The following is a 14,070-nucleotide window of genomic DNA, read 5'->3' on the forward strand; positions in this document are numbered from 1 at the left end:
GGGCGAGCGGGGCGCCAGCTTCGCGCGTCATCCCGACCCTGTCCAGCGGACAATCCGCCGCGATCAGCGTCGATCAGGCCTCCGTGGCGGTGGCGCCCGTCGAGCCGTGAAGTCCGTCACGTTCCGGCCCCGCAGCAGGCCGGGCGCGCGGCTTCAGGCGCACGTAGAGCTGCTTGCGTACGCGGGCCACCACGTCGCCCTCGGCGTCGACGACCGGGCAGTCCATCCAGCGCAGCACCTTGCCGCCACCGGCGGCCTCGGCGCGGAACTCTTCGAGCAGGGCGTCTCCGAGGTCGAAACGGCAGCGCACGGTGCCGCGTCCCGGCTTCACGAATTCGATCTCCCCGGCCTTGTCCCAGACCACGTAGTCCTCGCCGAGCGCGCGCAGCGTGAGGATCATCCAGAACGGATCGGTCATCGCGAACAGCGAGCCGCCGAAGTGCGTCCCCACGTAGTTGCGGTTCCAAGGCCGCATCCGGAGTTCCACTTCGGCGCTTCGCCAGTCGGTGCCCAGATGGGTGACGTGGATGCCGGACAGCAGGAAAGGCGGCCAGACGTTGAAAAGGTGGCGGAGCAGGCGGGGCGGCATGGTGGAAGGGAATCGGGCGCGGGCGTCGGATCATGCCATACGCCGCCGTATGGCGGCGTTCAGAAGAGCACGGAGGCCATCTTCCTGCGGTACGCCCCGACGAGATCCTCGTCGTCCACCACGCGGAAGGCGTCGATCAGGGCCTTCTTCGGCAGGCCGTCCTCGTAGGCGCGGTCGCGCTTGAGCATCTCGAGGAACTGGGTGAGGCCGGCTTCCGACTCGCCCTCGACCAAGCGGCGCGCGCCGAGCAGGTGGCGGGCGCGCAGGTCGTCGGGATTGGCGGCGATGGCCTGTTCGAGCACGGTGGCTTGTGGCGCGTCCTTGAGCAGGGCGGCGAAGCCCAGCCGGGCGCGGGCCTTCACGGCGCGGTCGTCGGTGGCGAGGTTGGCGGGCAGGGCATCGAGCAGGCCCTCGGCCTCGCCCGCGGCCCCCACCTTCAGCAGGGCCAGCACGAGGTCGAGCTTCAGCGCGCCGTCGTCCGGGGCGTCGGCCACTGCGTGGCGCAGGCGGATGACGTCCGCTTCCGGATCGACCGGCGGGGCTTCCGCCACGGCCGATTCGGCGGCGGGCTCGGCCGGCGTGATGCCGTGCTGGGCGAGGAACTGCTTGAGCTGGCCTTCCGGCAGCGCCCCGGGGAAGCCATCGACGATCTGCCCGCCCTTGAGCAGCATCACCGTGGGCACGGAGCGGATCTGGAAGTAGCCGGCGAGCTGCTGCTCCTTGTCCACGTCGACCTTCGCCAGCAGGAAGGCGCCGTGGAACTCCGCGGCCAGCTTCTCGAGGATGGGCCCCAGCGTCTTGCAGGGGCCGCACCACGTGGCCCAGAAGTCGACGAGGACCGGCACCTCCTTCGATTTCAGCAGCACCTCGGCTTCGAAGCGCTCGAGGGTCGCGTCGAACACGTGGGGCGAGGCGGCGTCGGTGGCGGGAGCGGCGGCGGGCGGGGTGCCGAAGGCGTCAAGGCGGATCATCGAAGTCTCATGAGGGGAAGGCGCATCGCGCCGACGCCCCCACGGATGGGGGCGGGGGCGCCGGCTTGCAAGGCGGTCAGTTCGCCAGCGGTTTCACCACGGCGCCGTCCTTCATCACGAAGGCGACCCGCCGGGTGAGGCCGATGTCGGCGACGGGGTTGCCGGGCACGGCGACCACGTCGGCGATGAAGCCGGGGGCGAGTTGCCCGAGGTCGCTGGCGCCGAGCACGGTCGCTGCGTTCACCGTGGCGGCCTGCAAGGCGGCGCTGGCGGGCATGCCGCCCTCCACCATGAACTCGAACTCACGGGCGTTGTCGCCGTGGGGGCTTACGCCGGCGTCGGTGCCGAAGGCGATCGGCACGCCCATCGAATACGCCTTGGCGAAGGTCGCCATGATCTGGCGACCGACGGCCCGCGCCTTCGGGCGGACGATTTCCGGGTAGTAGCCGTCGATCTCGGCCTTCTCGCCGACGAAGCGGCCCGCCGACAGCGTCGGCACGTACCAGGTGCCCTTTTCCTTCATCAGGCGCATGGTGGCCTCGCTCATGAAGGTCCCGTGCTCGATGCTGGTGACGCCGCCCTCGATGGCGCGACGCATGCCCACGTCACCGTGCGCGTGCGCCGCCACCGTGTAGCCATAGTCCTTCGCGGTGTCGACGATGGCGCGGATCTCCTCGACGGTGAACTGCGGCGCGTCGGGGCTGCGGGCGTAGCTCAGCACGCCGCCGGTGGCGGTGATCTTGATCGTGTCGCTGCCTTCCTTGTATCGCTGACGCACGGCCTGGCGCGCGGCATCGACCCCATTGATGACGCCTTCCGTAGGCCCCGGTGCGCCCAGCAGGTTCGACAGCTGGCTGTTCAGCCCATTGGTGGGGTCGGCATGGCCGCCGGTCGTGGCGATCGACTTGCCCGCGGCGTAGATGCGCGGGCCGGGGACGATGCCGGCGTTGATCGCGTCGCGCAGGTGCGGGCTGATCTCGCCGCCCAGGTCGCGCACGGTGGTGAAGCCGGCCTCCACGGTGCGGCGCGTGTACTGCGTGGCGCGCAGGGCGAAGTCGACGTCGTCGAGGCGGAAGCCCTCGGAGTAGCTGTTCGGGTTGGATTCCTGGCCGACGTGCACGTGCAGGTCGATCCAGCCCGGCGAGCAGGTGTGGCCCGACAGGTCGATCGCCGTCGCGCCGGGCACCTCGATCTTGCCGGGTCGCAGCGCCGTGATGCGGCCGGCGTCGACCACGATGGTTTGTGCGCCGATCAGGCGGCCGGCCTTGGCGTCGAAGACGTCGCCGCACTGCAGGGCGGTGGGGGCGGCCTGCAGGGGCAGGGCGGACAGGACGGCGGCGGCCAGCAGGCCGGGGCGAAGCGACATCGGCACTCTCCTTGAGGGGCCGGTAGGGCATTCGACGCGGGCCCCGGCACAGCCTGCGGCGCAGCGACCGACTCTACGGCCTGCGCGGCCGCTGCGGTACCCTTGGCGGCTTGCCAAATGCCGGGCGCTCGCCAGCCGACCGCCCCAACGAGACCCCATGCACGCCGAATCCCACGCACCCACCGACACCGCCGAGACCGGCTTCCAGCCCAAGGCCCTCGAAGCCGCTGCCCAGCAGTGCTGGGACGCCGCCAAGGCCTTCGAGGTCGTCGAAGACCCGTCCAAGCCCAAGTACTACGCGCTGTGCATGCTGCCCTACCCCTCGGGTGCGCTGCACATGGGCCATGTGCGCAACTACACCATCGGCGACGTGATCAGCCGCTTCAAGCGCATGCAGGGCTTCAACGTGCTGCAGCCGATGGGCTGGGACGCCTTCGGCCTGCCGGCCGAGAACGCCGCGATCAAGAACAACACCGCGCCGGCGAAGTGGACCTACGAGAACATCGGGAAGATGCGCAACCAGCTGAAGTCGCTGGGTTATGCCTACGACTGGTCGCGCGAGGTCACCACCTGCACCCCCGAGTACTACCGCTGGGAGCAGCAGTTCTTCACCCGTCTGTATGCGAAGGGCCTCGTCTACCGCAAGAACAGCGTGGTGAACTGGGATCCGATCGACCAGACCGTGCTCGCCAACGAGCAGGTGGTCGACGGCCGTGGCTGGCGCTCCGGCGCGCTGGTGGAAAAGCGCGAGATCCCGCAGTGGTTCCTGAAGATCACCGATTACGCGCAGGAGCTGCTGGACGGCCTTGATGCGCTGCCGGGTTGGCCGGAGTCGGTCAAGACCATGCAGCGCAACTGGATCGGTCGTTCGGAAGGCCTCGAGATCAGCTTCGCCGTCGAAGGCGAGTCTGAGCCGATGGTGGTGTTCACCACCCGCCCGGACACGCTGATGGGCGTGACCTACGTGGCCGTGGCCGCCGAGCACCCGCTGGCCGCCAAGGCCGCCGCCTCGAACCCCGAGGTCGCGGCCTTCGTCGCGGGCTGCAAGCAGGGCGGCGTGTCCGAGGCCGAGCTGGAGACGCAGGAGAAGCGCGGCATCGCCACCGGCCTGTTCGCCATCCACCCGATCAGCGGCGCCAGGGTGCCGGTGTGGATCGCCAACTTCGTGCTGATGGGCTACGGCACCGGCGCGGTCATGGCCGTGCCCGGCCACGACGAGCGCGATTTCGAATTCGCCACCAAGTACGGCCTGCCGATCACGCAGGTGATCGCCGTGGACGGTGAGACCTACGAACCCACGCGCTGGCAGGACTGGTACGGCGACAAGACCGCGCCGACCCTGCGCACCGTCAACTCCGGCGCGATGGACGGCCTCGGCTACAAGGCCGCCTTCGACAAGGCCGCCGCGCTGCTGGGCGACAAGGCCACGCGCCGCGTGAACTACCGCCTGCGCGACTGGGGCGTGAGCCGCCAGCGTTACTGGGGCTGCCCGATTCCGATGCTCTACGACGCCGACGGCAACGCGCACCCGGTGCCGGAGGAGCAGCTGCCGGTGGTGCTGCCGGAGGACGTGCGCTTCGAAGGCGTGGCCTCGCCGATCAAATCGAACCCGGCGTGGCGCCAGTACACGGCGGCCGACGGCCAGCGCTTCGAGCGCGAGACCGACACCTTCGACACCTTCATGGAGTCGAGCTGGTACTACGCGCGCTACTGCTGCCCGGGCGCCACCGACATGCTGGACGACCGCGCCAAGTACTGGCTGCCGGTCGACCAGTACATCGGCGGCATCGAGCACGCCGTGATGCACCTGATGTACTTCCGCTTCTTCCACAAGCTGCTGCGCGATGCGGGCTACGTGGACAGTGACGAGCCGGCGACGAACCTGCTGTGCCAGGGCATGGTGATCGCCGAGACCTTCTACCGCGAGAACGCCGACGGCTCGAAGGATTGGCACAACCCGGCCGATGTCGAGGTCGAGCGCGACGAGCGCGGCCGCGTGGTCGCGGCCAAGCTGCGCGCCGACGGCCAGCCGGTGACCATCGGCGGCACCGAGAAGATGTCCAAGTCGAAGAACAACGGCGTCGACCCGCAGGTGATGGTCGACCGCTACGGCGCCGACACCGTGCGCCTGTTCTCGATGTTCGCGGCACCGCCGGAGCAGTCGCTGGACTGGAACGAGTCGGGCGTGGAGGGCATGGCCCGCTTCCTGCGCCGCCTGTGGAACCAGGTGCAGAAGCACGCCGAAGGCGGCAAGGCGCCGGCGCTCGACGCCGCCGCGCTGTCCCCTTCCGGCAAGGCGATCCGCCGCCAGCTGCACGAGACCATCCAGAAGGTGACGGACGACTACGCCCGCCGCTACAGCTTCAACACCGCCATCGCGGCGGTGATGGAACTGCTGAACGCCCTGTCGAAGTACGACGAGGCCGGTGATGCTGCCCGCGCGCTGCGGCAGGAGGCCTTCGAGGCCGTCACCCTGCTGCTCAACCCGATCACCCCGCACACCAGCCACGCGCTGTGGCAGGTGCTCGGCCACGCGGAAACCGTGCTGGAAACCCTGCCGTTCCCGGCGGTCGACCCGGCCGCGCTGGTGCGCGATTCCCTGACGCTGGCGGTGCAGGTCAACGGCAAGCTGCGTGGCACCATCGAGGTGCCGGCCGCCGCCGACAAGGCCGCCATCGAGGCGATGGCGCTGGCCGAGCCGAACGTGGTGAAGTTCATCGAAGGCCAGACGGTGAAGAAGGTGATCATCGTTCCGGGCAAGATCGTCAACATCGTCGCCGGATGACCCCCATGCGCGCTCGCTTCCTCGCTCCCGCCCTCGTCGCCGCGCTTGCGGTCGGTTGTGGCTTCGCCCCGCGCGGCGCGCTCACGGTGCCGGAGGGTTTCGGCGCCATCGCCGTGACCGCCGCCGATCCCTACAGTCCGCTGGCCGACGAGCTGCGCCGGTCGCTGCAGCGCGCGGGCGCCACCACCACGGACGTGGCCGACGGTGCCGCCAAGCTCGCGATCACCGCCGAAGCCTGGGAAACGCGGCCGATCTCGGTCGATGCCTTCGTGGCGGTGCGCGAGGTCGAAACGCGCTACCGCGTCACCTTCGACCTGCTCGACGCGTCGGGCAACAAGCGTCTCGACCAGCAGACGGTCGAACTGACGCGCGACTACGTGTACGAAGCCGCCGAGGCCTTCGGCAACCCGGGCGAGCAGGAGATCGTGCAGCAGGAGCTGCGCCGCGACATGCAGGCGGCCATCCTCCGCCGCGTCGACCTCGCCCTGCGCGTCCCCTGATGGCGGAACTCCGCCCCGAAGCGTTCCTGAAGCGGCTTGCCGCCGATGCGCTGCCGCCGGTGGTGCTGATCGCCGGTGACGAGCCGCTGGTGGTGCAGGAGTGCGCCGACGCCGTGCGCGAGAAGGCCAAGGCCGAAGGCTACGGCGAGCGCGAGGTGCTGGATGCCGAGGGCAACTTCGACTGGAACCGACTCACGCAGGGCCTCGCTTCGCTGAGCCTGTTCGCCCAGCGGCGCCTGTTCGACTTGCGCCTGCCGAGTGGCAAGCCCGGCAAGGACGGCAGCGAGGCGATCCGCGAGTACTGCGCGAACCCGCCGCCCGACACCGTGCTGCTGATCACCGCGCAGGACTGGAGCCGCCAGCACGCGGGCAAATGGAGCGAGGCCATCGCCGCCACCGGCCACCTCGTCGCGGTGTGGCCGTTGAAGTCGCATGAACTGCCCGACTGGCTGGCCGCGCGCCTGCGCCGGCGAGGCTTGGTCGCCACGCCCGAGGCTCTGGATCGCCTCGTCGAGCGCGTCGAGGGCAACCTGCTGGCAGCGGCGCAGGAGATCGACAAGCTCGCCCTGCTGCTCGAGAAGGGCGCCGGGCCGATCGATCTGGACACCTTGGAGCGCTTGGTCGCGGAGGCCTCGCGCTACGACGTCTTCAAGCTGGTGGACGCCGCGCTGGCGGGCGAGGCCGCCCGCGTGCCGCGCATCCTCGCCGCGCTGCGCGGCGAGGGCGAGCAGGTGGCCGGGCTGCTGGGCTGGACGCTGGGCGAGATCACCAAGATCGCCGGCTTCGCCGCGGTCAAGGCCCGGGGCGGCAACGTCATGGCCGAGATGCGCGCGGCGAAGCTCTGGGAGTCGAAGATGGCCCAGTACAGCCGGGCGCTGGAGCGGCACCCGCCGTCGTCCTGGGAGCGCTTTGCCATCGCCGTCGGCGAGGTGGAGCGGATGGCGAAGGGACGGGCCAGTGGCGACGCTTGGCGGGCGCTCGAGCGCCTGCTGCTGGCGATCGCGCGGCCGCGCGCGGCGATGACCCTGCTGGCGAAGTGATCGGCCGGGAGCGCGCGATGACGCCCACGCCCCCCCTGCACCTGCTTTACGGCGGCACGTTCGATCCCATCCACCTCGGCCACCTCGCCGTGGCCCGCGCCGCCCTGGCCACGACGGGCGCCGCGCATCTGGATTTCCTTCCGGCCGCGGACCCACCGCACCGCGGCCCGCCGGGGGCCGCCTTCGCCGACCGCGTCGACCTGCTGCGGGCGGCTCTGGCGAGCGAGCCGCCGCCTTCGGTCGGGACCTGGGCGATCGACCCGCGCGAGGGTGCGCGCCGTGGCCCGAGTTACACCGTCGATACCCTGCGCGAATGGCGAGCCCAGCATGGCCCGTCGACGCCCTTGGGTTTCGTCCTCGGTGCGGATGCCTTCCTCGGACTGACCGGCTGGCAGGAGTGGCGCGCGCTGTTCGACCTCGCCCACCTGCTGGTGGCGCGTCGCCCGGGTTGCGCGCTCGAAGGCCTCACGCCGGCGCTGCGGGAGGCGCTGGACGGCCGCTGGGCCACCGATGCGGCCGATTTCCACGCGGCGCCGGCCGGACGTATCGCCGTGCTCGACCTGCCCCTGCAGCCGGAAAGCGCCACGGCGGTCCGCGACGCCGTGGCCGGCCGGCGCCCGCCCTCCGGGCTGCCCGCCGGCGTCGCCGCCGTCATCGCGGCGCGTGGCCTGTACCGGGATGCGGGGCCGGGTTGAGCCCGGGAGCGTGGGGGTATACTCGGCGCCAGCCCACACAGGACCGCCCCGTTGTCGCATCCGCAACACGTCATCAAGCCGCAGCCGCCGAACCCCTTGCCGGCCCCCGCCGATCTCCTGAAGCTCGCCATCGGCGCGCTCGAGGAAATCAAGGCCAAGGACCTCGTCGAGATCGACGTGCGCGGCAAGACCTCGGTGTGCGACTTCATGGTCATCGCCTCGGGCACCTCGACCCGCCACGTCAAGTCGCTGGCCGATGAAGTCGTGAAGGCGTCGAAGCAGGCCGGCTACCAGCCCTTGGGCGTCGAAGGCGAACGCGAAGCCGAGTGGGTGCTGGTCGACCTCGGCGATGTCGTCGTCCACGTGATGCTGCCGCGCGTCCGCGAGTTCTACGCGCTGGAGCGTCTCTGGACGGTCGGCGACCAGCCGCCGGAAGCCTGATTCCGCTGCGGCGCGTCGACGCCGTCGCGCCTCCCCGCCGATGAAGGCCCGCCTGATCGCCGTCGGTGAACGGCCACCCGCTTGGGTGGCCGAGGGCTACGCCGATTACACCAAGCGCCTGTCGCGCGATTTGCCGCTGGAGCTCGTCGAAGTGGCGCCCGGCATGCGCGGCAAGGGCCGCGATGCCGCCCGAGCGATGCACGATGAAGGCGAGCGCGTGCTCGCCGCGCTGCCGAAGAACGCCTGGGTCGTCGCCCTCGACGGCCGGGGCAAGCCCTACGCCTCCGAGCAGCTCGCCGAACGCCTTGCCGCGTGGCGCCAGGGGGGGCGCGACCTCGCCTTCCTGATCGGCGGGCCGGAGGGGCATGCGCCCGACGTCTGGGCCCGCGCCGACGAGCGTTGGGCCTTCGGCCCGATGACCCTGCCGCACATGCTGGTGCGCCTGCTGGTGGCCGAGCAGCTCTACCGCGCCTGCTCGATCCTCGGCAACCACCCCTACCACCGCGCCTAGGCGGAGCGGTCCCCGCGCGGCACCGGCGCCGGCCGCGGGCGCAGGATCTGCCATTGCAGGCGGCCTTCGCCCACCAGTTCGGCGATGCGCTTGCCCGGGTGGCCGCCGAGCGCGGCGTCGCCCATGTGCGGGCCCGCCGTCAGGCCCACCCAGGTGTTCCGCCCGCTGGCCTTGGCCTGGTAGAGCGCCGCGTCGGCGAGTTCCAGCGCATGCGCCCAATCGGACTGCGCGGTGGCGCCGAGTGGATGCCGCGTCCAACCCACGGAAAACGTCAGCGTGAGCGGGCGTTCGGTACCGAGGTCGAAGTTCAGGCTCTGGCCGTCGTCGAGCAGGCGGGTCATGCGCGACGCGACCGCGTCCTCCCGGAGGCCGCCGAAGACGATGATGAATTCCTCGCCGCCCCAGCGCGCGAGCAGGTCGCCCTCGCGCGTGGCCCGGCGCAGGAAAGCGGCGAAATCACGCAGCACGGTGTCGCCGGCCGCGTGGCCGTAATCGTCGTTCACCCGCTTGAAGTGGTCGATGTCGACCAGGGCGAGCACGACGCCCTCCGGATGCCGCGCGAGCATCGTCGGCATCTGCTGGAACACGGCGCGACGGTTCGGCAGGCCGGTCAATGCGTCGGTCTGGCTCTCGACCGCGAGGACGGCGTTCGCCTGTGCGAGCCGCTCGTTGGCCCGCTGCCACTGCGCCGTGCGCTCGTCCACCAGCGCCTGCAGGCGCTCCGTCCTCAGGCGTTGCCGGCGTTGGCCGAGCATCATGCCTGCGGCGAGCAGGAGCAGGCCTGCGGCCAGACCCAGTCCACGGATCGCCGGCCGCTCCGTCCAGCGGGGTTCGACGCGCACGTCGAGCGGGTTCCCGGCCTGGACGGACTTGCCGAACTCGTCCCGGGCGCGGACCCGGAAGCGGAAGTCGCCCGGTGGAAGGTTGGTGTAGAAGGCGCTGCGGCGCTCGCCCGCGTCGATCCAGTCGCGGTCGTAGCCGTCGAGGCGGTACTCGAAGCGCATCGCGCGTGGGCTGCGGAAGTGCAGGGCCGTGAAGTCGAAGCGGAGGTCGCGCAGTTCGCCGTCGAGCACCAGCGTCCCGGCATCGGGCGAGTGCCGCCGATCGCCGAGCATCGCCGATTCGACGTGGACGAGGGGATCGGTACCGCTGCTGCCGATGGCGCCGAGGTCGACACGCAGCACCCCGGAGATCGATGGCAGCCAGAGCTGGCCGCCGACCATCAGCGCACGTGACCGTGCGCCTCCGTTGCAGCATCGTGCGCGCTGGCCGCTCTGGTTCCGCCCCGCCATCGACAGGACCCATGACGCGCCGACGTCCGCGCCGTGGGCGGCGTCCGCGTCGGTGGTGGCCGGGTCGGGCAACTTCGCCAGCGGTAGGCGGTAGAGCCCTTCGATCGAACTGACGTAGAGCCAATCCTCGTGGGTCCGAAGGGTCCACGCATTCAGCGTCGGCAGGCCCTCGTCGAGCCGGATCGCCCGCTCGCCAGCGACGAGGGTGAGGCCGGAATCGAGCGTTCCCGCGACGAGCAGTCCGCTCGGCAGGCGGAGGAGGCTGGTCACCATCCGTCCGCGCAGGTCGCGCGCCCAGTCCGGCACGCTGACCTGCGCGCCGTCGACGTAGCGCAGTCCGTCTTCGGTGCCGACGAGCGCGCGATCGTCGTCGAGCGGGAGCAGCGCGCGCACCCGCATCGCGGTGCCTTCGAAGGCCCCCTCGCCGACCGGCCGAAGGCCCTGGCGGGTCGTGGACCGGTAGAGGCCGTCGTTGGTCCCCACCCAGATCGCGGTCGTCGACGGCGCGATGACGTTCACCTGCACGCCTTCGAGAGCCTCGGCACCGGGCGGCATGCCCAGTCGCCCGTTCAAGCGCTCACGCAACCCGCCGCGCGTGCCGATCCACAGGCGGTCGTCGGGCAGCCGGGCCAGTTCGTACACCGCGGCGTCGGGGAGTGCCGTCCCGGGCACGAGGGTTTCCGTGCGGCCGTCGTGCCAGCGCGACAGGCCCGAGTTCGTGCCCACGAGCACGCCGCCGCGGCCGTCGTCCTCGAGCGACCAGACGAACGGATCTTCGAGGCCGTCGGCTTCGGTGAGCCGCGACACGAGCCCATCCCAGACCCGGAACAGGCTTTCGGTCTGGCTACCCAGCCACAAGTTGCCTTCGCGGTCTTCGAGGCAGGTGTTCACCCATGGGTTGCGCACCAGTTCCGAGTCCTGGATGGCGTCGAGCACTCCGTTCGAGCGCAGCCGGTACAGGCGCGGCGCCGTGCTGATCCACAGGCTGCCGCCGCTGTCCGCACACAGGGTTTCGATCGGCAGCCGTCCCAGTTCGGCGACCGGTGTGAATGGCTCCGGCGCCGCGTCGCCCGACATGCGCCAGAGGCCTCGTGGCGTGCCGATCCAGAGCGTCGCGCCGCGGGGAAGCAGGTGCGTGATGCGGAGGTCCTCGCCGCCCGGTAGCGGGATGCTGCGGGTGCGTTCGCCCTCGCGGCGGAGCAGGCGCCCACGGGCGCCGATCCACAGCACCGGCCCGTCGGACACCAGCGCGCCGATGTCCATGCCTTCGAGGCCTGCCGGCACCAGGGTATCGCCGTCCCGTTCATAGAGGCCGCGGGCGGTGCCGAACAGCATCCGTCCCGCCGGCCATTCGGTGATGGACTGCACCGCCACGCCGGTGCCCGCGGCGGCGACCCGCGTCACGCGGTCGCCACGGATGCGGAGGGCGCCGGTCCGGTTGGCGAACCAGACGTCGCCATCGCGCGACCGGTAGCTCGACTCGGCCATCGAGGTGTCGATGCCGCCGGTGCGGCGACGGTCGAAGGGTTCGAAACGCACGCCATCGAAGCGGGCGATCGACGACTGCGTCCCCACCCAGAGGTAGCCATCGCCGTCCTGCGCCACGCTTTGCACGGCCACCTGCGGCAGGCCGTCCGCCACGGTCCAGTTGTCGATGGCGAAGTCGCTGAACCGGCGGTCCTCGCTCAGGGCGGCCGCCGTGCCCCCCCAGGCGAGGAGGGCAGCGCCCATCAGCAGGTCGGTCCAGATGCCTCGGCGTGGGGGGAAGGGCCGTTCCATGGCGCAAGGCTAACGTGCCCGGGGCCTGAACGGGCGGCTATGCTTGCGCCATGCTCTTCCTCGCGTCCCAATCGCCGCGCCGCCGTGCGCTGCTCCAGCAGCTCGGCCTCGATCCCGGACTCCTCGACGTCGACGTGCCGGAAGTCCGCCAGCCGGGCGAGCCGGCCCTCGATTACGTGAACCGGGTCGCTCGCGAGAAGGCCGGTGCGGGCTTGCTCGAGGTGATGGCCGTTCCCGCGGCCCGGGTGCTGGCCGCGGACACCGAGGTGATCCTCGAGGACGACGTGTTCGGGAAACCCGCGGACGCTGCCGACGCTGCCCGCATGCTGCGCCGGCTCTCGGGCCGGACGCACGAGGTCGCCACCGTGGTGTGGCTGCTGGCGGCCGGCGAGGAAGCCTCGGCCGTGTGTCGCTCCGAAGTGACGTTCGCCGCACTCGATGACGCGACCGTGGACGCCTATCTCGCCAGCGGCGAGTGGCAGGGGAAGGCCGGGGCGTATGCCATCCAGGGACGGGCGGCGGCCTTCATCGCCCACCTTTCCGGCAGCTACAGCGGCGTGATGGGGCTGCCCCTGTTCGAGACCGCTGCGTTGTTGCGCCGCCATGGAGTGATGAGTTGAGCGCCGAGATCCTGATCAACGTCACCCCGCGCGAGACGCGGGTGGCGCTCGCCGAGCAAGGCATGCTGCAGGAGCTGCACATCGAGCGCAGCCTGCGTCGTGGCGTCGTCGGCAACCTGTACAAGGGCCGCGTTCAGCGCGTGATGCCGGGGATGCAGGCGGCCTTCGTCGAACTCGGCCTCGAGCGCGCGGCCTTCCTGCACGCCTCCGACATCGTCCGAGTGCCGCAGGTGCAGCCCAGCGAGAGCGAGGAGATCGGCCCGCCGGCGCCTCCTCCGTCGATCACCTCGCTGGTGCACGAAGGGCAGGAAATCGTCGTCCAGGTGGTCAAGGACCCGATCGGCAGCAAGGGTGCCCGGCTCACGACCCAGGTCAGCATCCCGTCGCGCTACCTCGTGCTGCTGCCGTATTCGAAGGTTATCGGCGTCTCCGCCCGCATCGAGGACGACGCGGAGCGCGCCCGCCTCAAGGGCCTCGTCACCGAGCTGGCGGAAGGCAGCGGTATGGGCTTCATCGTCCGCACCAATGCCGAAGGGCTGGACCGCGATGCGCTGGAGGCCGACGTGGCCTACCTGCGGCTGGCCTGGCAGCTGATCCGCGAGGCCAGCGCCAGCACGCCGGTCGGGGCCCGCATCTACGAGGACCTGTCGCTGCCGATGCGCGCCCTGCGCGACATGATGAGCAGCCAGATCGACCGCGTTCTGGTCGATTCCCGCGAGACGCATGAACGGCTGCTGCGCTTCGCCGGCCAGTTCATGCCCGATTTGGCTGGCCGGATCGAGCATTACGCCGGCGAGAGGCCGCTGTTCGACCTGAACGGCGTGGAGGACGAGATCTCCCGCGCGTTGCAGAAGGAAGTGCCGCTGAAATCGGGCGGTTACCTCGTGGTCGACCAGACCGAGGCGATGACCACGGTGGACGTCAACACCGGGTCCTTCCTCGGCCAGCGCAACCTCGAGGAAACCGCCTTCCGCACCAACCTCGAAGCCGCGCAGGCGGTGGCGAGGCAGCTTCGGCTGCGCAACCTCGGCGGCATCATCATCATCGACTTCATCGACATGCACGACGCCGACCATCGCCGCCAGGTGCTTCGTACGCTGGAGAAGGCGCTGTCGCGCGACCATGCCAAGACGACGGTCTACGACTTCTCGCCGCTCGGCCTCGTGGAGATGACGCGCAAGCGCACCACGGAAAGCCTCGAGCACCAGCTTTGCGAGACCTGCCCGACCTGCAGCGGCCGCGGCATGCTGAAGTCGCCGGAAACGCTGAGCTACGAGATCTTCCGCGAGGTCACGCGGGCGGTGCGGCAGTTCGAGGCCGAGCGCCTGCTGGTGATCGCCGCCCCGAACGTCGTCGCGCGCATCACGGAGGAAGAATCCGTCGCCGTCGCCGAACTCGAGGAGTTCCTCGGCAAGACCATCCGCTTCCAGCCCGACGAGCAGTACGGGCAGGAACAGTACGACGTCGTCCTGCTGTGAGCC

At 70.7% G+C, this 14,070-nt stretch carries 12 protein-coding genes; 8 read left to right on the top strand and 4 right to left on the bottom strand.

What is annotated here, in order from left to right; all coding sequences use genetic code 11:
- Positions 1–73 precede the first annotated feature (73 nt).
- The 3 genes from ACYVAK_RS06045 to ACYVAK_RS06055 all read right to left on the bottom strand — a co-directional run bounded on the left by ACYVAK_RS06045 (position 74) and on the right by ACYVAK_RS06055 (position 2,926).
- Entirely contained in the window at positions 74–589 is a 516-nt protein-coding gene (locus tag ACYVAK_RS06045; RefSeq protein WP_461058979.1) for a DUF4442 domain-containing protein, read from the bottom strand.
- Between the two features lie 59 nt (positions 590–648).
- On the bottom strand, positions 649–1,560 hold the full coding sequence (trxA, locus tag ACYVAK_RS06050) for a thioredoxin (protein WP_461058981.1): 912 nt from the start codon (positions 1,558–1,560) through the stop codon (positions 649–651).
- 76 nt (positions 1,561–1,636) lie between these two features.
- A complete protein-coding gene (locus ACYVAK_RS06055) occupies positions 1,637–2,926 on the bottom strand; it encodes a metal-dependent hydrolase family protein (protein ID WP_461058983.1) in 1,290 nt (429 codons plus the stop codon).
- A gap of 157 nt (positions 2,927–3,083) precedes the next feature.
- Here ACYVAK_RS06055 and leuS point away from each other — a divergent pair, with 157 nt between their 5' ends.
- The 6 genes from leuS to rlmH are packed head-to-tail and all read left to right on the top strand — an operon-like array spanning position 3,084 to position 8,898.
- Positions 3,084–5,711: a leucine--tRNA ligase gene (gene leuS, locus ACYVAK_RS06060; RefSeq protein ID WP_461058985.1), complete on the top strand. Its 2,628-nt coding sequence runs from the start codon at positions 3,084–3,086 to the stop codon at positions 5,709–5,711.
- A 5-nt stretch (positions 5,712–5,716) separates the two neighbouring features.
- On the top strand, positions 5,717–6,211 hold the full coding sequence (locus ACYVAK_RS06065; protein ID WP_461058987.1) for an LPS-assembly lipoprotein LptE: 495 nt from the start codon (positions 5,717–5,719) through the stop codon (positions 6,209–6,211).
- Entirely contained in the window at positions 6,211–7,251 is a 1,041-nt protein-coding gene (gene holA / locus ACYVAK_RS06070) for a DNA polymerase III subunit delta (protein ID WP_461058989.1), read from the top strand. Before ACYVAK_RS06065 ends, holA begins: the two co-directional genes overlap by 1 nt.
- 17 nt (positions 7,252–7,268) lie before the next feature.
- Entirely contained in the window at positions 7,269–7,946 is a 678-nt protein-coding gene (gene nadD, locus ACYVAK_RS06075) for a nicotinate-nucleotide adenylyltransferase (protein WP_461058991.1), read from the top strand.
- 51 nt (positions 7,947–7,997) lie between these two features.
- Positions 7,998–8,387 (top strand): ribosome silencing factor, encoded by a 390-nt coding sequence (rsfS, locus tag ACYVAK_RS06080; RefSeq protein ID WP_461058993.1) that lies wholly within the window; start codon positions 7,998–8,000, stop codon positions 8,385–8,387.
- A gap of 40 nt (positions 8,388–8,427) precedes the next feature.
- Positions 8,428–8,898: a 23S rRNA (pseudouridine(1915)-N(3))-methyltransferase RlmH gene (gene rlmH, locus ACYVAK_RS06085; RefSeq protein WP_461058995.1), complete on the top strand. Its 471-nt coding sequence runs from the start codon at positions 8,428–8,430 to the stop codon at positions 8,896–8,898.
- On the opposite strand, the gene ACYVAK_RS06090 is transcribed toward rlmH, so the two are convergent.
- Entirely contained in the window at positions 8,895–11,969 is a 3,075-nt protein-coding gene (locus tag ACYVAK_RS06090) for a diguanylate cyclase domain-containing protein (protein WP_461058997.1), read from the bottom strand. The two genes, rlmH and ACYVAK_RS06090, sit on opposite strands and share 4 nt — an antisense overlap.
- 50 nt (positions 11,970–12,019) lie before the next feature.
- On the opposite strand from ACYVAK_RS06090, the gene ACYVAK_RS06095 reads away from it, so the two are divergent.
- Both ACYVAK_RS06095 and rng read left to right on the top strand, forming a co-directional pair.
- A complete protein-coding gene (locus ACYVAK_RS06095) occupies positions 12,020–12,589 on the top strand; it encodes a Maf family protein (RefSeq protein ID WP_461058999.1) in 570 nt (189 codons plus the stop codon).
- A complete protein-coding gene (rng, locus tag ACYVAK_RS06100; RefSeq protein ID WP_461059001.1) occupies positions 12,586–14,067 on the top strand; it encodes a ribonuclease G in 1,482 nt (493 codons plus the stop codon). Before ACYVAK_RS06095 ends, rng begins: the two co-directional genes overlap by 4 nt.
- The last annotated feature ends 3 nt before the right edge of the window (positions 14,068–14,070 follow it).

This window comes from Silanimonas algicola (genome assembly GCF_054777375.1).